Origin of the sequence: Priestia sp. FSL W8-0524 (assembly GCF_038005965.1) — a bacterium.
Classification (GTDB): Bacteria; Bacillota; Bacilli; order Bacillales; family Bacillaceae_H; genus Priestia; species Priestia zanthoxyli.
Genome location: NZ_JBBOUG010000001.1, coordinates 3274059 through 3294012 on the forward strand (window position 1 = coordinate 3274059; position 19954 = coordinate 3294012).

16 protein-coding genes and 1 other annotated feature are annotated in these 19954 nt (G+C 34.7%); of the genes, 5 read left to right on the plus strand and 11 right to left on the minus strand.

Translation table 11 applies throughout. The features are described from left to right. The first annotated feature begins 523 nt into the window (after positions 1–523). On the plus strand, positions 524–1432 hold the full coding sequence (locus NST66_RS17150; protein ID WP_340843580.1) for a DMT family transporter: 909 nt from the start codon (positions 524–526) through the stop codon (positions 1430–1432). Between the two features lie 254 nt (positions 1433–1686). Here the strand turns inward: NST66_RS17150 and NST66_RS17155 are convergent, their stop codons facing one another. Genes NST66_RS17155 through NST66_RS17165 form a run of 3 tightly spaced genes read right to left on the minus strand, consistent with a single transcriptional unit; the run spans position 1687 to position 4101 of the window. Continuing rightward, positions 1687–2478 (minus strand): amidohydrolase family protein, encoded by a 792-nt coding sequence (locus NST66_RS17155; RefSeq protein ID WP_340843581.1) that lies wholly within the window; start codon positions 2476–2478, stop codon positions 1687–1689. Then, positions 2468–2875, minus strand: coding sequence for a carboxymuconolactone decarboxylase family protein (locus NST66_RS17160; protein ID WP_221817694.1), 408 nt, complete (start codon positions 2873–2875; stop codon positions 2468–2470). The genes NST66_RS17155 and NST66_RS17160 overlap by 11 nt, the downstream gene beginning before the upstream one ends. Then, entirely contained in the window at positions 2875–4101 is a 1227-nt protein-coding gene (locus NST66_RS17165; protein ID WP_340843582.1) for an MFS transporter, read from the minus strand. Before NST66_RS17165 ends, NST66_RS17160 begins: the two co-directional genes overlap by 1 nt. A 104-nt stretch (positions 4102–4205) precedes the next feature. On the opposite strand from NST66_RS17165, the gene NST66_RS17170 reads away from it, so the two are divergent. Then, on the plus strand, positions 4206–5042 hold the full coding sequence (locus NST66_RS17170; RefSeq protein ID WP_340843583.1) for a helix-turn-helix transcriptional regulator: 837 nt from the start codon (positions 4206–4208) through the stop codon (positions 5040–5042). Between the two features lie 190 nt (positions 5043–5232). On the opposite strand, the gene ltrA is transcribed toward NST66_RS17170, so the two are convergent. After that, on the minus strand, positions 5233–6882 hold the full coding sequence (gene ltrA / locus NST66_RS17175; RefSeq protein WP_060744830.1) for a group II intron reverse transcriptase/maturase: 1650 nt from the start codon (positions 6880–6882) through the stop codon (positions 5233–5235). A gap of 709 nt (positions 6883–7591) precedes the next feature. Next, positions 7592–9280, minus strand: coding sequence for an arginine--tRNA ligase (gene argS, locus NST66_RS17180; RefSeq protein ID WP_221817697.1), 1689 nt, complete (start codon positions 9278–9280; stop codon positions 7592–7594). A 51-nt stretch (positions 9281–9331) separates the two neighbouring features. Further along, positions 9332–9547 (minus strand) — a binding site (T-box leader). A gap of 426 nt (positions 9548–9973) precedes the next feature. Between argS and NST66_RS17185 the strand changes: the two genes are divergently transcribed. After that, positions 9974–10390, plus strand: coding sequence for a hypothetical protein (locus NST66_RS17185; RefSeq protein WP_221817698.1), 417 nt, complete (start codon positions 9974–9976; stop codon positions 10388–10390). 343 nt (positions 10391–10733) lie between these two features. Here NST66_RS17185 and NST66_RS17190 read toward each other — a convergent pair whose 3' ends face one another. Then, positions 10734–11018 (minus strand): hypothetical protein, encoded by a 285-nt coding sequence (locus NST66_RS17190; RefSeq protein ID WP_221817699.1) that lies wholly within the window; start codon positions 11016–11018, stop codon positions 10734–10736. A gap of 197 nt (positions 11019–11215) precedes the next feature. Here NST66_RS17190 and NST66_RS17195 point away from each other — a divergent pair, with 197 nt between their 5' ends. Continuing rightward, positions 11216–11797 (plus strand): DUF2087 domain-containing protein, encoded by a 582-nt coding sequence (locus NST66_RS17195; RefSeq protein WP_221817700.1) that lies wholly within the window; start codon positions 11216–11218, stop codon positions 11795–11797. A 92-nt stretch (positions 11798–11889) separates the two neighbouring features. Then, positions 11890–13116, plus strand: a complete 1227-nt coding sequence (locus NST66_RS17200) for an MFS transporter (RefSeq protein ID WP_098433885.1) — start codon at positions 11890–11892, stop codon at positions 13114–13116. 88 nt (positions 13117–13204) lie between these two features. On the opposite strand, the gene NST66_RS17205 is transcribed toward NST66_RS17200, so the two are convergent. The 5 genes from NST66_RS17205 to istA all read right to left on the minus strand — a co-directional run bounded on the left by NST66_RS17205 (position 13205) and on the right by istA (position 19910). After that, entirely contained in the window at positions 13205–13468 is a 264-nt protein-coding gene (locus tag NST66_RS17205) for a hypothetical protein (protein WP_221817701.1), read from the minus strand. 842 nt (positions 13469–14310) lie between these two features. Then, a complete protein-coding gene (locus NST66_RS17210) occupies positions 14311–16053 on the minus strand; it encodes a hypothetical protein (RefSeq protein WP_340843584.1) in 1743 nt (580 codons plus the stop codon). A 153-nt stretch (positions 16054–16206) separates the two neighbouring features. Continuing rightward, complete coding sequence (locus tag NST66_RS17215) at positions 16207–17766, minus strand: ISL3 family transposase (protein WP_325078032.1); 1560 nt, start codon at positions 17764–17766, stop codon at positions 16207–16209. 120 nt (positions 17767–17886) lie between these two features. After that, entirely contained in the window at positions 17887–18651 is a 765-nt protein-coding gene (istB, locus tag NST66_RS17220; protein ID WP_047932902.1) for an IS21-like element helper ATPase IstB, read from the minus strand. After that, the gene (gene istA, locus NST66_RS17225; protein WP_080967575.1) at positions 18648–19910 is read right to left on the minus strand and encodes an IS21 family transposase; all 1263 of its coding nucleotides are present in this window, start codon (positions 19908–19910) and stop codon (positions 18648–18650) included. The genes istB and istA overlap by 4 nt, the downstream gene beginning before the upstream one ends. Positions 19911–19954: the final 44 nt, after the last annotated feature.

The following is a 19954-nucleotide window of genomic DNA, read 5'->3' on the forward strand; positions in this document are numbered from 1 at the left end:
ATTTTATATAATTTGTATATTAGTTACCTTTTCCCTTTAAGATGATAGTATAATTGGATGTTCTTAAAGAGAAAGCCAAATTTAATTAATCGTTTTGGCAAGCGCGTAGGCTTCTTTCGCGCTGATTATAATATCCTCCAACAAGCTCATTTTCTCCTCTTCTTCAACGTTTGCATTTAATATAGAAAAAAACAAAGCAAAGAATGCCTTCATGTCGATACATATAATGACTCTGTTTGGTAGCTGCTCATAATCGATCCAAAGAACCTATCAAAAAGAACATTCGTTCCCTACATTATACACGAACAAACGTTCTCTTTTCAATAAAAACTCTAAAGTTTTCCGAATTATTCCTATGAATAACGTCAAATTTATTATTTTATAAAAAAAGAAATATTTTATATACCTAGAGAAAGATATCAAGATAACGAAAAAAAACATGAGAAAATGTTCTACAAAGCAAAATTTCGGAGTGAAATAATCAACAAAATTTGCCATAATAATTGAAGTAAGGAGGTGTATTATGTTTCGATTGTATGGAGCCTTAATTGGGCTTAGTTTCATTTGGGGTTTATCTTTTGTATTTATGAAGTGGCTGCTTCCCTCAGCTGGTATATGGGGAATTGTATTTTTTCGTTGTCTAGCAGGTGCAATCATCTTGCTTCCTTTTCTATGGTGGAAGCGTAGAAAAGTTAAAGAGAAACTACCCTGGAAGGCGTTGATTGTTGTTGGTATATTTAACTGTGGTTTGGCGTGGGGATTAATTTCCTTAAGCGAAACTGAGATAAACAGTACAACTGCCTCTATTCTAAATGCGACCACTCCAATCTGGACAGGTCTTATCGGATTTATTCTTTTTTCTTATCGACTTACCGGACGTCAGTGGATCGGTATTCTTATCGGGTTTTTCGGGATACTCGTCCTTATGGATTTTCAATTTGGTCAGATTTTCGGGAAAGGGTTTGTCGGAATTGGAACAATGCTTGTTGCTTGTATCTGCTATGGGCTTGCTGGGCAGTTAACAAAGCGGTTTTTGTCTGGGGTGAGCGTATTAACTATAACAACCTTCACCTTACTAACAGGTGCTATCATCGGTTTAATTGGAATGTTGTTTACTGAACCATTCAAATCAGATCTGTTGATTCATCCACTTCCGCTTCTGGCAATTGTGGGTCTTGGCTGTTTTGGCTCAGGATTGGGTCAGTTAATCTATTTTTATATCAATAAAAATGGTGGCCCTGAATTAGCAGCGACGGTTACTTACCTGATCCCTGCCTCGGCCATGGTATGGGGTTATTTACTACTTGGAGAAACAATTACTCCAAACGTAATCGTTGGACTACTTATTATCTTTGCTGGCGTTTATCTTTCATCTAGGAAATCAAAAGGTAAAACTCCGCATGTCACTCTCGTTAGCAATAAACACAATTAAGTAAGTAGATTTTATAATGTGAGTCTTTAAAGTTATCTATGAGAGAAGAATTAAGAAACTGAAGGACTACAGAATATGATATATTTCAAATAGAATTCATCATATGTAGTGATAAAACGTAATTCTAGTTGTTCAATCTTGTTTAAAAGGCAGCCAAACAGAGGGCTGCCTTTTTTTATTTCAACGCAGAAAATAATTTTAAAATTCAGTGCTAGTTATCCCATACAACATAACATCACACAAAAACGCTGAATTTATAGATGAAGCAAATTCGAGATATTTCCACCTAACACTCTGTCTGCAACTTCTCCGCTAGATGTATGACGCTTAACGGCCTGTAGATTTAAATACGGATCTCCATATGGAAAATCTGAACTAAATAACGTTCTTTCAGGTATCTCTTTTATAGCCAAAGACAAGGCGTATGTTGTATAAAATGCAGATATATCTAAGTAAGCATTTTTAGTGTTTTTTATCATTTCTATCGTTTGTAGCCAATGAATTCCGCCCATATGCCCGTATATCACCGGCACATTTTCATATTTTTGAGTGAGAAGAAATAACTCTTGAATATCCTTTAAGTTCAAAGGATGAAAAGTATGTACCCAGATAGGCAAAGACGTATAGTCACTTGCTGCTTTAAATATAGGTTCTAACAATGGAATTTGACCTGGACCAAGAGTAAATTCTCCAAGACCTTTCATCTTTTGCTCTTTGACAAGTTTCTCTACCCAGTCATTTAGAGTTCCATCACCAGAAGAAAAAGAAAGTGGAACCGAACCAAATCCAACAAACCGATTTGGGTGCTGCTTAATCGCAACGCTTACTTCTTCTAGCGCATTTAAGCGTGCTTGTAGAGGATTCACCTCGTTGTTTAGAATTTGATTTAACCTGTTCATTTCGGTTGTAAATTCTTTAACGTTGCTGCTTTTTTCTGGATGAACAAGAGTAGAAAACAATACAGTTTTATCTATTCCACTTTCATCCATCATTTTAATATGTTTCTCTATAGGCAAAACCACATGTGCATGACTATCAATAATCATTTTGTTTCTCCTTTTCATTTCTTTCGTAAAAGACTTCATTGGCTACTATTAAAATCGTATTTAAAGCTACAGGAAATCCAGCATAAATGACCATCTGTAACATTGCTTCTAAAATTTCTTCCTGTGTCCACCCAACATTCAAAGCCCCGTTCAGATAAAATTTTAGCTGTTCCGTATTGCCTAATGCAGTTAAGCCAGCCACTGTAGCAAGAAGGCGTGACTTTAAGTCTAAGCCTGGTCTCGAGAAAATTTGCCCGTAATTAAACTCTACAGCTAGCATTCCTAAATCAGGGAGAGCTGACTGTTCAAAACCTGCCATTATATCCTCATAATTCTCTGGATCAATCTTAGCTAATATATCTAATCCTCGTTGAAAGTTATCTGTACGTGTTCTCATTACACATTACTTCCTTTCTTATTCATGAAGTTCCCTATCGTTTTTTTAGAGATGTTCATCGGAATTAAAGAACAAAAGCTAATGGCTATCATCAGTATGGCTATGGCACACACTCCATCCCACTCCCATTTACTCCATGCAAGTAAACCCACATAAGACCCTAATGAACCTCCTAAAAATGTGGAAACCATATATAATCCATTTAATCGACTTCTTTTTCCTTCTCCTAATTGGAAAATAGTAAACTGACAGGCAACTTGGTTCGCTTGAGTCCCTACCGTTATAAGAAGAGCTCCTAAAATTAATCCAGGTAACCAGTACCCTCCCCTTATAAGGCCTATAAAGGCAAGTAAAGATATGGACATACACAAAAGACTTGCAAACTTTGCCCCTCTTGTATCAATTAAACGTCCGATAATCGGCGTAGCAAATGCTCCCGCTATCCCGACTAACCCTATTACCCCTACCATGTCACTTCCATACGAATAGGGATGTGTATGTAATAAAAAGACAAGCGTGGTCCAAAATGTGCTAAACGAAGCAAACATCATTCCCTGACTTACACATGCTTGTTGCAGGGCTCTTTCTTTTATAAATAGCGGACCTAACGACATGAGCAATTGTTTATAACTGGTCCCCTTTCCTCCTTTACTTTTGGGAAAATAGACGTAAACTAACAAAATCATAAAAAGTGTAGCCGCAGCAGACGTCCAATACACCATTCGCCATCCAAAATGTACATCAATAAAACCACTAATAAGCCGAGCGCCTAAAATACCACAAACTAATCCAATGGCGACATTTCCTAAAACTTTTCCTCTATTATGATCTGAAGCGATATTCGCAGCCAGCGGAACAATAATTTGAGGAACAACCGTTACGATTCCTAAAGCTAAACTTGTAGCCATCATCCACGTTTTGTTAATAGATAAAGCGTTTAAAGCGAGAACGATACATATAGCGAATAATAAAAACAAAATCAATTTTTTTCGTTCGAAGATGTCTCCTAACGGTACTAAAAGGAGATTTCCTAGTGCGTATCCAATTTGAGCTAAAGTAGCTATAATGCCTATGCTAGCCGCTGAAACATGAAAATTGGCGGACATGCTTACTAAAAGAGTTTGGTTCAAGTAGACGTTAGCCACTGAAAACCCGCAAACTGTAGCCATTAAAAGAACTAACCCTTTTGATATATCAGACGTCTTTTCGCTATCTTTTACTATCATCTGTTTCACCTCCCTTACCTAGATCATAAAATAAGGATTATAATGGTAATAGGAGTCTAGTTATACTAGTAGTAAAAGTACTACCTACACAAAGGAGTAAAATCATGGTAAGTGATAAAGAAAGAAGAAAAGAATTAGGGGATTTTCTAAAGATAAGACGAGAACGATTGTCTCCAAAAGATTTTAACTTGCCTATTGGACCGAGAAGAAGAGCTAAAGGATTACGTAGAGAAGAAGTGTCTCAACTAGCAGGAGTCGGCATAACTTGGTATACGTGGCTGGAACAAGGACGAGATATACAAGTATCTTCCGAAGTATTAGAAGCCATATCCCGTATTTTCAAATTAAATAAAGAAGAAATGGAGCATTTATTTTTATTAGGCAATCAGCCGCTTCCATCTGCAACCGTGCAGAATGAAAGAGAAAATATAGATCGTGTCGTAAAAAATCTATTAAGTCAATTAGGCCATTGCCCTGCCTATGTAACAGATGAAAAACTTAATATCGTAGACTGGAATGAAGCTGCTGTGATGGTATTTGGGGACTTTCATGAAATGGACGAGCGAAACCGCAATGCAGTGTGGCGCTGCTTTACTTCCAAAGAATATCAAAACCTTTTTCAAAATTGGGAAGATCATGCTCAACGACTAATTGCCCAATTCCGCCTAGCTTACACGCGTTTCGTCGGGGATGAGTGGTTTAAAACCATGATCAGTGAGCTTAGCGACAAAAGCCCTCAGTTTTACAAGTGGTGGTCTAATCATGAAGTTTTAGGTACACCTTGTGGAAAAAAGACCATTATCCACCCTGTGGCAGGAAAAATGATTATGGATCATGTTACGCTCCAGGTGTATGATGCACCTGAATTAAAGGTAACTGTTTATCAACCTTGTGAGGAGAATGAGACAGAAGAGAAAATGAAGAAGTTACTAAGATCATAATATTAGCACTAAACATATCATTACTGTTAATTACTAGAACCCTATGTATTCCTGACAAGTTCATAGGGTTTTTATTTTTGAATTGAGTCGGGTAGGCAGGCACTCTCACGAGCGCCCGCCCCCCTAAGAACCGTACGTGACAGATTTCCCGTCATACGGCTCAAGCCTTCTTTTTATCCGAACAACTTATTTATTTATTACACGGTGCATGTACTAATTTAGCAGTTTTACCTGTAGAAACTTCTAAGTTTCGTACAGTGACTTTTTCGCCATTTTGTAGAGTGTATTTACACAATGCGCAACGGTAACCTTGTTTCCTTGCGAGTTTCATCCTGTCTAGCGTATTTTCGCTATTAAAGACCTTACGGTCTCGCTTTTCCCAATATTCTTTTAGGCTAGGATCATCTGGGCTGTTTTTATAAGCTACCATCACATGACGCTCTATTTTAATCCACGACATTTTTAATAATTGAATATTGGTAAGTGGACATGTGAGAATCCATCTATCATTTCCTCCATGGTGGGGTTTCTTAAAATAACGCTCTCGAATCCATTTCCAAGACTTCTTTGGATGCAATTGTCTAAGGTGTTTTCTTATTTTCAGGAAAACATAATTGTCCATATACCCAAACGTCTTTTTTGATACGACATGTTTCCAATACTGTCCGTAACCACGAATAATAGGGTTTAAAACACGTATTAGTTCTTTTACTGGTCGTCCTCGCATTACTGCGAACGTATCTTTTATCTTACCTTTTGCTTTTTTGATACTGTCTTTGCTAGGTTTGATCAATAACTTATTTCCTTGCTCAGTCTTGTATTGACGAAGTGAGAAACCGAGAAAATCAAACCCACTCTCGATATGTGTTACTTTTGTTTTATCAACACTCAATTTAATTCCTCGCTTTTGCAAGTAAGGATTGAGTTTCTGATACATACTTTCAACTTGTTCCTTCGTTTCCGTTACGATGACGAAGTCATCTGCGTAAGCGACACGTCCCATCTTACACTTTGGATCAATCTTGTAGCCCGTGCCTGATTTGTATGTCTTTCGGTAAACAATACCAATCTCTTTTTCCATTCCATCTAGCGCTATATTAGCTAGAAGGGGAGAAGCTACACTTCCTTGAGGACTTCCTTCCATTGTGTTGTGAAACATACCTTGCTCCATATATCCCATCTTGAGCCACCTTTTGATGAGAGTATTTCCTGGAAACATAGACGTTTTTTCTACTATCCAATGATGATTAAGGTGGTCAAAACACCCTAGGAAATCTCCTTCAAACACCCACTTTTTCTTACTATTCGTGTTCAGCTTGTTAAAGAGATTACTTATGGCATCATGAGTGCTTCTCTTAGGACGGAAACCGTAGGAACTGGCTTCGAACCTGACTTCCCATTGCGGTTCGAGTGCGTTCTTTACAACATTTTGATAAACTCGATCTCGTGTCGTCGGGATACCGAGAGGTCTTAATTTCCCATTCTTCTTAGCAATAAACGTTCGTTTCGCTGGCTTTGGGCGATGTCGAAAGACATTGCATTTAACTAGTTGTTGATATAGCTTGATACGTTCGCTTGGTTTTGAGGCCGTGTAGCCGTCTACACCAGGTGTTTGCTTACCGGTATTTTGTTGCGTCACTCTGCGTATGGAGAGTAATAAATTGGCTTTACTCCGGAGCAGTAAACGTTGAAGTTTTCTTACTCTTCTTCGTTGATTTTGTTGTTCGGCACGATAAATTCTTTGTCGTAACTTCGTTACATAGTGTTGTATAGTATTCCAATCAATAGAGTACCAACCTTTATGCGAGACGTGCGCCGACGCTCGTAGAGAGGTATTCATAACAGCACGCTCCTTTTCGTTAGAAGATAGCCACAAATTTATTTTCGTGTTGAAGACCAATGAGAAGTAGGCACTCTTTCGAGCCTGTCATTGTCTGTAAAGACGACAGTATCCGTCCAGTTATACAATGTTTCTGCTTTCCTGTCCCTTTTCAGGGTAACGGCTTTCGCTTTTTCTCATATCCCATACCCTCTGTCACATCGTTTGACTTTGCAGTCATCCTACTGCTTATGCAGATGACATAGGGCTTACCAAGTTCCACTTTCTACAGATGCAATAGGGGTAGGTAGGTTCTTTACTCCGGGCAAGATGCGGGACGCATCAGAGCAGCATTATGATTCTACTTTTCCTCTTGCCAAGACCCAAGCAAAACTATGCATTATCTTGAGCTAACGCTTACGAAGCTTACAAACCTTCACTTTCGTTTACCATACCTATCTTCTCCTAGCAGTATTCTGGACCATGCAATTGTCCTCTGTTTCCGCATTTCCTCATGCAACCGACAGGCTCGTTACCAAGCATGCCGTTTCGGATGGAGATCATCTTCGCGTCTAGATGAGTAGCGTCAGCTACACTGTAAGAAAGCGACTTCTTGTCGCACCATAACAGGTGTTATCGGTAGAAAAAATAAGTGAACCCTTACTGCTAGGATTTACTTATTTTTTCTAGATTAATTTATAAACATGTTTATTTAAAAAATTCTCATCCTTTACATTTCTCTTGGTGTCTGAATTCCTAGTAGTCTTAACCCCTCTTCCAAAACAATCGTTGTACTTTCTACCAAAGCAAGGCGACTTTCCTTCTCCTTGTCTTCTATAAGGATTTTGACTTGACTATAATATTTATTAAACTCTTGTGACACATCAATTAAGTACTTAGCAATATGGGATGGCTCGTACTTCTCAAAACTTCTCTCAATAATCTTAGGAAATATCATGAGTTGTTTTATTAACAACCAATTGTATTCATTTGCTCCTTCACTGAAGACGAAATGTGTAGGTTGAGCTACTTTTCTTAAAATGGAGCAAGCACGAGCGTATGTGTATTGAATATACGGTCCTGTTTCTCCCTCTACTTTTAACATCTCTTCAATTGAAAATTCAATATTATTGAGTCGCTCATTTTTTAAATCTTGAAAAATAATAGAACCTACAGCTACTTGCTGGGCAACCTCATCCTTGTTTGGTAACGTTGGATTCTTAACAGCAATATTTTGTTTGGCTAAGACTATTGCTTCTTCAATAACTTTTTCTAAAAGAACTACCTTACCTTTACGAGTAGACATCTTTTTGCCTTCTTTTAAAATAAAGCCAAAAGGAACATGAATTAATTCTTTTGCCCAGTTGTACCCCATTTTTTCTAAGACTAAGAATACTTGTTTAAAATGAAGGCTTTGCTCGTGCCCTACTACGTATAAAGCTTTCGTAAACTGATAGGTCTCTTGTCTATATAATGCTGCTGTTAGATCTCTTGTTGCATATAATGTAGCACCATCTGACTTTTTAATTAGACATGGAGGTAAAGAATCGTTTTCTAGATTCACTACCTGAGCTCCTTCTGAATTAGACAACAGGTTATTATTATTTAATAGCTCAATTGTTTTGTTCATTTTATTATTGTAGAAAGCTTCTCCGTGATACGAATCGAAATGAACACCTAAAAGCTGGTAAATACGAGAAAATTCTTTAAGTGATTCTTCTCTAAACCATTGCCAAAGCATTATTGCTTCTTTATCGCCGTCTTCTAGTTTTTTGAACCACTTTCTTGCTTGGTTCTCTAGCTCCGGTTTCAACTCAGCTTCTTCATGAAATTTCACGTACAAGCTTAATAGCTCATGAATTGGATTTTTCTTTATATCGCTTTCCTTTCCCCATAATGTATAAGCAACAATTAACTTTCCAAATTGTGTTCCCCAATCTCCCAGGTGATTTATACGCACAGTCTTGTAACCACATTTTTCAGCTATGTTGGCTAATGAGTTTCCTATAACTGTTGATCGTAAATGGCCCATTGAAAATGGTTTAGCTATATTTGGAGAGGAGAAATCAATAGTAATAGTCCCTTCCTTTTTTACTCTAGGTGTTCCATAGAGACTTTTCTGTTGTAAGATAGTGTTTATAACCTTTTTTCCAACTGTCTCCTTATTAAAGAATCCATTTACATAGGGCCCTTCAGCTACAATCTTAGCAAACAAGGGATGTTTTAATTGTTCAGCCAAATTTATGGCGATAGCTTGAGGTGATTTCTTAAGTAGTTTAGCTAATGTGAAACAAGGAAAAGCAATATCTCCTTGGGTACTATGCTTAGGCTTTTCAATTAACTTCATAATACTTTTAACTGTCAGTTTATTCTCTAATATTTTGCTTATTTCTTCAGCGTATATTTTATCAAATTCCATGTTATCACCTAATCCCTTTTATTTTTAGAGAACAAAAAAATCTCGTCTCTTATCAGAGACGAGATTTACCCGCGGTACCACTCTTATTGTTCAAATTGAACCTTCTTACCAAGAACATAACGGATTTTGATCCGGCTCACCCTACTCTGCAAGATTTCAGGTTGCATCTCAGAAGTGCGCTTCACCTTAACTAGACTGTTAGGCTTGCACCATCCCTAACTCGCTTTAAGACTTCATTAAGATTACTCTCTTCTTCATAGATTTTCAATATTTTAACAATCTTATAATAGGTCGAGCTTAAAGTCAATATGATCTATAAGAATTAACATTTTTTAGTTACCATAATGTACCTTCTAGGAATAAAAGTATTTTAATGTTTATCTATAAGTGTTTTAATAGAAAAATAAATATTTCAAAACAAGAAAGTGAGAACAAATGAACTTTATTTTTAATTTTATAGTTGAATTTATTGAAACAATAATTATAATGTGGCTTGTTTCGTTTGCATTAGAAAAACTGAATGTCTATCGGCTAGAGAAGAAAACTAAATGGATATTCATACTTACCCTTTCACTCATATTAGGTATTATCTTTGCATTAATTGACCTATTATTAAATTTACATCGTATACCAATTTAATGATTCTCTGATGAAAAATTCTATATAATAAAGATTACTCAAGGAGAGGATTGAATGGATAAAGAGCTAGAAGAAAAAGTAGTAAGATCCTTCTTTACTAAGAGAATCCAAGATAGAGTGATATTCGAACTTTTCTCTGAAAAGAAAAGAGAAGACGCATTACATCGTCTTAATCATAATTACACAAAAACATTGAGAGAAGAATATATGATTGAGATTCCTAAACTAAATTCTTGTGCCAATGAAATAGCCAAATTATTAAAGCAGCACGGGGCAGGAAAAGAGTGTTATTCAATTTCATGGAACAAGAAAATAGACGGAGAAGAATTACCTTTACTTACAGCTCTTAAAGATGCAGTAGGTTATGGTTTTCCTTCTATTGTGGTTTGTATTCCAAATAAACTAGCATATTTTGAAGCAGAACAAGGATATGGACCTCCACCAAGATATATTTTAAAAAGAGAAACATAAGATGTATACTCCATAAATTTTCAGTTTAAATAATCAAAATTATCGTTACAAGAAAAGCCTTATGATTAAAGTATATTTTAATCATAAGGCTTTTCTTCAGGCTTCATTTTAGTAAAATCATATAAAAATACAGTGAAATATGTTGCAATATATATAATTACGATAACCCAAATTTTAAAAGGGTCGATTATAAAGTTAAAAAGATGAGTTTGAGTAATAAGAAAGTGTATCAACAGAGGAATAAACATACACAACCATATAAAGTTCCTGTCTTTAACAATATTAAAAATAAAAATTATTGAAACGAGAATTGTACAAACTAAATAAACCAAGCACATCCCTCCTAACGACCAAATGTTAGGCCAATAATAGCTACAACTAACATAATAATTAGCATTAATACAGTAACTTTAACCAGGAATAAAGCCCACTGCTTGTTTTTCATGGCGAAGTAAAAAACAACAACATAAAACAATACAGAGATTGTCCCTCTTGTAATAAATTTCGTTCCTAATCCGTAATCTGTGAAGAAAAAGTACAAACTTAGCAATAAAGAAAGAATAAAAACGGACAAGTATGAGTTATGAATTAACTTTTTTCTTTTTTGTTCATGTTCAAATAAATACATATGAATACCTCAACATTGGATTTTATACCATTTTATCAATAATATAACTTCTAATCACTATGTATATCATCTTCATTTCTAGTCAACATAATCCATATTATAGGGAATTATCAATCTGGTACTTTTTGACACAGACCTCCAATTCGATTATTATCTAATTAGATAATAATCGAATTGGAGGAGGAAGGTATTAAATTATGCAACTAGATAAATTAGTCAATTACCATAAGGCAGTTGGAGACCCCACAAGAATTAGAATTATTTCCTTATTAAAAAAAGGCCCTCTTCATGGGCAAGCAATCGCTTATAAACTTGGGTTACAACCGCCAACCATTACTCACCATATCTCAAAATTGAGAGATGTAGGGTTAGTTTATCAAAGAAGACAAGGGAACATTATTTATTTTTATCTCGATAGTGAAAGGCTAGAATATAATTCAAAAGCTATCTTAAATATTGGGGAGGAGTCTATGGAGAACCAAGATAGTAAAATCAATAATCAAGATAAGTTATCTATTGTTAAAAATTTTATAAATAGCGACGGGACATTGAAACAAATTCCGAGTCAAAGAAAGAAAAAGAACGTTATATTAGCGTATTTAATACGTGATTTACATCAAGGAAAAACGTATAAAGAAAGGGATCTTAATAAATATATAAAAAACTATCATGAAGATTATGCGACTATTCGTAGAGAATTAATTATGCAACACTTTATGTATAGGCAAAATGGAGAATATGAATTAAATCCAAAAGAGATGTGGCCTGTTACCTTTTAAAATGAACGTTTCTTCGTTCATTTTTCAATCAATCTAATTCGATATCTATCTAATTAGATAACTGTTATTTTTAATAAGAATGAGGTGTAAATGTGATTCCAATAACTAAAGAGGCTAAAGTACAAACAGGTATTTGGAAAGGAAAGTTTATTTATCTATGGGTAGCAAGTATATTTTCAAGCCTTTCTATTTCAATGTATTTAACTATTGAGCAGTGGTATGTAGTCAATTACCTAAACTTGAAGAGCTCTTTAGGAATTATTTTAATGGCGACTACGATTCCTAGAGTATTATTAATGGTCATAGGAGGCGTTGTATCAGATAAATACAGACGATCTAAAGTTATATTCTTTTCATTACTAACTAGGTGTTTTATGCTACTTCTGATGGCTTTATTCTATACAAATAATTTATTATCTCTTTCCGTTTTATTTATATTTGCATTATTATTCGGGGCATCTGATGCCTTTTTTTGGTCAGCTAGAGATTCAATTGTTCCAGGGATTGTTCATAAAGAGCAACTAGTCAGAGCGAATTCAGTAATACAAACAACCAATCAGCTTTCTGTCATGTTTGGCCCTGTCTTAGGTGCTACTCTCCTTTCATTTTTCTCATATTCAACCATCTTTCTGGTAATTGCCTTTACACTTTTGATAAGCATAATCTTGTTACAATTCATCAAAGAAAAGAAGACATTAAGGCCCAAGAAAACATCTATCTTAAGGGATTTAGCTGAAGGAATTAATTATGTTAAAGATTCCTCGTTTCTTCTGACAGTCATGGTGACATTTATTATTGTCAACTTATTCTTTATTGGACCTCTCATGTTAAGCATCCCTATCCTTGCAGAGGATCGTTTTAAAGGAAATGCTTTTTACTTAAGTATTTTACAAAGTTCGTTTGCTAGTGGCATGTTGTTAGGAGCTATAATCATGGGCTGGTTGAACATAAAAAGGAATAGAGGAAAACTTGCAATTTCTTTCATATTCTTGGAAGGGTTATTACTTATGATATTTAGCCGAGAAATTGATCTCTGGCTTGCTGCTGCTATTTTGTTGGCTATTGGATGTTGTGTATCGAGTATTAATATTCCCATAGTTAGTTTAATACAGGAGAAAACACCCTCAACCATAGTAGGTCGAGTTATGAGTGTAAATACAATGGTTTCCATGGGACTTATTCCAGTTTCTTATGGATTAGTTTCCACTCTTCTTAGCATTAATGTCGATATTAAATTTATCCTCTTATGTGCTGGTATCGTGATTGTATTATTTAGTGTACTACTTCTTTTAAAGGCTTCAGATCTTAAAAATACATGAGGCATCTACAATAAAACCAGGCCTTATTTAGTCACCATAATACAGATTACAGGAACCAAAAAGAGCACTTAATGTGCTCTTTTCCTCGTTACCTTATAGTACTTCTTAGAATCTTGTTAAATATTTTGTTTAAAATAAAGAAAACAAAATAAAAGAAAGCAATATTAAATACGATGCCTATTATATCAGGAGTTAATCTTGGACCTTTATAATATATTAAACAATCAGCAGGAAAGCCAAAATAATAATAATGTCCTTCAATCCTAATACCAACCTTTGGAATAAAAGCAAAAATTATAGTTGCGATAATACTAAGACTCCAAAATGATTTTAAACCACTTTTCTTCTTCATGAAATGCCCCTTACATAACTTTATATACCTTAATTACTGTAATTTAACAGAAGTTATCTAAGCAAACTACCCTCTTTATAGAAATTAAATGTGAATATCATATACAGAGCTAGTTTACATAAACACTCTTTCCGGAACACACGAAAAAAAAGACCCCCGTGGCATTGGGGTTCTCGATGAGGCCTTGTTTCTTCTTTATGCAGCTTTTTATGCACCCTTGATACATCAGCTTTTCCTCTTGAGGTGATTGAAGCTACGATGTATAAAAAGCTTACCTTTTATACATATGCAAAACAAGAAAAATATATATTTATTGGTAAAATATGATATAATCTAATCGTTGTAGCATTCATTCTTCAACGAGCATAAAAAGCAACCTCACTCCTGTGACAAAAAGTTGAGGTTGCTTTTTATTTTGTTAAATTGTCATTACTTTGAGATTTTGCCCATGAAAGTATAAGTTTGTAGTTAATATAAGATTTTTTATAGGAATTAAGATTTTATTTATTGCTTAATCCATGCTTTAATAAAAATAGGAAAATATTACATAAGTAAGTATAAGAAAGTAAAAATAAAATGGCATTTACTCAAGCTGAAGTTAAAAATAAAAAATGATATCAAATATAAAAGATTGACTATGGCAAGAAAAAAACTAAGACAGGCTGTGACTTTATATCATTCACAAAAAATAAGTTTCTTTAAGATTCAGGAAGTTACTGTTATTTTTTGAACAAATCTATACAGGGAAAATAAAAAGGAGTGAATCTCCACTAATGTGGGATTACTCCTTTTTATTAATTTACTCAACATTAAATCTTAATATAAAAAATTTATACAGTATCCTAATTAAAACCTAATTCAGTTGCAAGTAAATCTATTGATAAAATATCATTAGCTATGCTTTGTATATTATCAATAGAGCTATCGTCCATTTCTATTTTCTCATTAAAGTTATTTTCTAGATAATCTGCAACAACCATTAGTTTTTCTAAAAGCTCTATTTCTAAATTTGAATCTAGCTCCTTTTTGTTACAAATGAAAGATGTAATTTGAGTGAGTTCACTAAAGAATTGTGAGAAGCTATCCTCTAATTTCTCTTTACAATTTTCTTTTTGTAAATACCTATCAACAACTTTTTGTGAGAACTTATTACTATCTGAACTTCCATTGATAATGGCATTAAAATATTTCATAATGTTTAATATTTCACCATACCTGTCAAAAAGATTTGTGCATATTTCATTTTCAATTTTTAGTTCATTTTTTATTTGATTATTGAGCACTTTAGGAAGCCAGTGAACTTGATTTATATCATTAAATTCTTGACTAAATACATAAAATGGAATGATGTAATTAAAACTTCTAAATACCCGTTCCCTGTAACTTGGTATTATAATAACCCTATTTATTTTTGATTCTATGTCCAAATATAGATTAGTTTTTTGATCTATAGTACGAACAGCTTCTGAGATTTTTATTATAATCCGTTCCAACAGTTTAGAAATTTTTGGAACATCCTTTTCTAAATCAAATTGAACAATAAGCATATTTTCTTCTATATTATAATGTTGTACTTTTATAAAATTACAACTATCTTCTTCTTTGGGTATTACTTCCACTTTTCTAGTTAGATCATTCAAAAATAGTGTGACATCTCTTTTATGTGCACTTTCGAGGTTATAATAGTTTGAAGCCTGATTTTCTATTATTCCTGCATAATAAGCTAAAATTATATTAAGTTTTTGGATTAAATCTTTTTGATCTTGCAGTTTAACTATAATATCCTCTTTAAACCACTCTTTAAATACTTTATTGAACTCATGTGAGAAATCAATTAAATTCTTTAATGCCTTTCTTATATTATAAAGTATGATTCGATCGTCCACTTTTGAGTCTGTAATTTTTTTGAAATCTTCTTTTTTATATTTGTGAAGGTGATTTTTCTTAATTATATAGTTGTAACATATGTTTATTTCTATGTCCCTAGTAAGATTTTCTATGTTTGTTCTAAAATCTTCCCAATATTTTGTTAGGTTTTTATATTTTTCTATATTAGGTATTAACAAGTTAGATTCTTCAGGTCTCTTAGTAGCTATCTCACTCTCTTTTAGTAAAAGATGTTCATCTACGGTACCAAACTTATCAATTAGGTTACTTGGTAATAGTAGACGAGTTGTTTTTCCTATTCTAGATAAGTTTTCACTATATGCTTTTACAGAGGTAGTAAATGCCTTAAGATTGTTTTTCCTGAAGTAATTTGTTAATAGCTCTTTTATAGAAAAAATCATACCTTTAAGTATCCCTTGATTTTTTTCATACCAACTAATGAATTGGTCCCAGTTATCTACCCTATACTGGTTACGTATTAATGCCATAGCTACTCTATTTAATTCCGTATATTCTTTCAATAAAATATTGTCTATAGAAACTTTTTTATAACTCTCATCAAAATTTTCCTTTAAATGATCTAGTACAAATTTATGACCGACAATTTGGCTTATATAATACGTTTTATAAGGTAGTAACTCACGCAATATATAAATCTCTTCTGTTACCAATCTACCTATAGATTTTTCGTTATTCATTTCAAAAAGCTTATAAAATTTAATACTTTCAGGGGTCTGTTCTATTTTGATAATGTTACTGTCAACAACGTTTTAAATTTGGTTCTCCCGTAATTTTGGTGAAAGCCATCGAGTAGAAGTATTGATGTTGTCTAACGTTTTTTTCAGAAAACATTATTGGAATTGATACAGAACTTTTTTACTCAATAAATCTAATTTTGCACGTCCATACATTTGACGTTTAATAACTTTCAGACGATTAACGTTTCCTTCCACAATACCATTGCTCCAAGAATAGGATAATGCATGTTTAACAGCCTCTATATCTGTTTGAATATATGCGACAAATTGTTTTATTTCATTTATATTGCTTTTTTGGGCATTCGAAAGCCAGTTCATGAGTGATTGTTCGTTTTTTTGATGATAGATGAGATGTTGGAATCCTTGAATAATGCATTTGAGTTGATGAAAGCTTTTATGTAACTTAAATAAACGATTAAATATAAATTGATCTTTCTTTGTAGGAGTAAGACGAGACCATAAGTAAGCCTGCAATTTTAACCTAGACACAAAAACCTTGGTGACAGAAACGTTTTGTTTCCTTCTTCGTTTCAATTTTGTAATATAATCACTTAATGTAGAGAACGACCGATCATACCCTTGTTGTTTGATGACAGAAAAGATATAAGGAATGGTTGCACGCTTTTGAAGAAGGCTCACTATAGTCGAACGATAAGGATCCGCACTATGAAAGCTTTCTCTTGTGACCTTAGGCGGGCATGTTAACTGTAGGTATTTATTCAATGTTTTTCGATCAATTGAAAATTCTCTTATGACATCAGCCTTTTTACATCCCTCCTTGTATCGTTCTTGAACACGTTGAATAAACGCCCATTTCCTTTTCTCACCTTCGGTGAGACTAGGTAGACTGGACAATAAGGAATTAACCTTTTCTTCTCTTCTTTTCACCCGGCAAGATAGACTAATTCGATGAGGGAATATTCTCTTCACATACTGCTCTACTTTTTGGCTTAAGTTATGGAAAAGATGCCAACGGTCCGTAATTTGAATAGCACCTGGACATCCGTCTTTAATTCCTTTCGCAAATTCTATCGACCCATCTCGTGTGACGATTTCAATGGAAGGATGGGCCTTTAGCCATTTTGATACTTCCTCCACAGTCCGACTTGGAAGTAATGCGATAGGTTTTCGAGTTTGTAAATTACATATGACGCTGCCATAACGATGTCTTTTTCGAAAAGCCCAGTCATCAATTCCTACAATCTTAGGAGAACCAATGGAAGGCAGTTCTTCCTTTCGGATAAGGTAAAGAAAGCTATCAGGGCTTATAGATGTTCCATAGGAAACAGAAACTTTGTGAGCTGCTTCCGCGCTTAATGTAAAACCAAGTTGTTTAAGAAAAGAGCTAAGCCTATTGGTGCGTCTAGCATATGGAAGCCACCATTTTTCTTGCCTTTCTGTAAAAATTCGCTGATCACAGCTAGTGTTATCACAAAAAAACTTTCTAGAACGGACGTGTAAATGAACAGACAAAGATAAAATAGACAGATCTTTAACGGTTCGCCAGTAACGACTGTGAATACGAGAAGAAATTGTTTGACACGATGGACAATGGTTAGAAGATTGATTAGCTTGAAGATAAAGTTGAATATCAGAATCGTTTATCTTAGAGAATAATAGAATCCAATCCTTATACAGTGACTGTAAATTCATCTAAATCCCTCCCACATGACTGTTTACTACTATAATATCATGCAGGAGCTTTCACCAAAATTACGGGAGAACCTTAAATTTACCCAATATCAGCGAAAACAAATTCCCCGTTATAAACGGTTAAGTAGTCAACTTGGCAGGATAAATTCCTGCCTTTTTCTTTTCGCGTAGACGATATGAATCTCCCTTTATATTAAATGTAATCGCATGATGAAGAAGCCGATCTAATACAGCTGTTGCCAACACTTCATCTCCAAAGACGTTTCCCCAATCAAGATAGGATTTATTTGATGTTAAAACCATTGCTCCTTTCTCATACCGTTTAGATACAACTTGAAAGAAAACATTTGCTGTGAGTTCGTCAAATGGAAAATATCCTACTTCATCTATAATTAAAATATCTGGCCGGCTCCATCGATTGACAAGCCGATGGAGGGTACCTTTCTCATTTGCCTTTCGGCATTGTTCTACTAAGTCATCTGAGGTTAAGAAGAGAGCTGTATATCCTTTGGTAATGGCCTCTACCGCGAAAGAAATAGCTAAATGCGTTTTCCCTACACCAGGTGGACCAAGTAAAATTCGATTTTCTCCATTCGAGATAAATCGGCACGTAAGTGTCTCTTTTACTTGTTTCTCACTAAGACTTGGTTGAAATGTAAAATCAAAGTCGTGAATCGTTTTGTTATAAGGGAGTTTTGCCTGTTTCATTCGTTTTTCCAATTGTCCCGACTCTTGCTTCTCTATTTCCTGTAAAACGATGGTGTGAAGAAATTCAGAATATGATACATTATCTTTAGATACGTCTTCTAATACACTATCTAGTTGGTTAGCTGTATGGTGCCAACCAAGCTTCCTTAGCCGGTCAATTAAGAGCTCATTCATCATACATGTTCACCTTCTTCTAATGCTGCGTAAGCAGCGAGAGGACGTTTCTCTACTTTAGGGGATGGGTCTTGTGATTGAGAAACATCGGTCGCCAAACCTTCAATGTGTTTCTCTTTCTGACCCATCTCTGTCTTCTGTAAACCTTGATAATGTTCCATCCGGATATGTGTCGTTGCGTTTCCAGTAAGAATAGGATGTTTTGCTATACATTCATGTTCATCGTATATTTCTATATGATGATTTAATGTTTCCTTTACTTTAACGGTCTGTCCAACATAACGATAAGGAACGGAGTATTGTTTTCCCCCGTATGATATAAAACAATCTCGACTAACCTCTCTATGCTCCCAATGGGAAGTAGGAAATAAAGGTTTTTCCCCCCAGGCCTTCAGGAACTTCTGTTCCTGCTCAAACCTCTTAAAGGGTGCTTCATTTGTTGTCTGATTTTCCTTTTTATTAGCCACCTGATTTAACCATTCTTTTATATCCTCGTTTAACGCATTCAGTGTTGGTTCATGTTTTCTTTGAAAAAAGTTATCTTTTAAATACTTTACCGTTCTTTCTACTTTCCCTTTTGTTTGAGGCCTCCTTGGACGGCAGGCCTTTGGCACAATTCCATAGTAAGCCAAGAAATCTTCGAATTTCCGATTAAAACGAACTTCCACTGGGCTGTGCTTGATCACCACTGTTTTCATGTTATCGTAAAGGATTTGGTCTGGTATCCCATTAAAATAAGAGAAAGCATTCATATGGCATTTCATTAAAGTTTCTAGGTTCATATTCGTTGTGAATTCTACATATTTCATCCGGGAATAACCCAAAATCATGATAAATCCATATACATCTTGCAGCACATCATTTACTAAGTACTTCCCGACATACGCCCAGTCCATTTGAGCTTGCTTTCCAGGTGGCGTTTCAAACCGTAAGGTTGCCTGTTTCTTTGGTTGTTGGCGAAGAGGACGAACAAAATCTCTTAAGATTGTGAGCTGACCTTCATAACCCATTGCTTGTATTTCTTCTAATAAGACTACGCAATTAGTGGTACCCTCTTTAAGCCGTCCAAGTATGTACGGTTTGTAAGGGGTTAATTTGCTTTCTTTTTTCTGTTTACTTCCTTTACGCTTAGGTAACTGGTTATCTTTTAGGTATTTACTGACTGTTTTGCGATCGAAACCCGTTGCTTCTGCAATAGCTGTTTTCGTCCAACCTTTTTGAAACAATTCTCTAATCATAAAAAACTCCCCAATCTTCAGCACCGTTTCTCCACTCCATCCATGATGTTGTCTTGAAACGATTATCT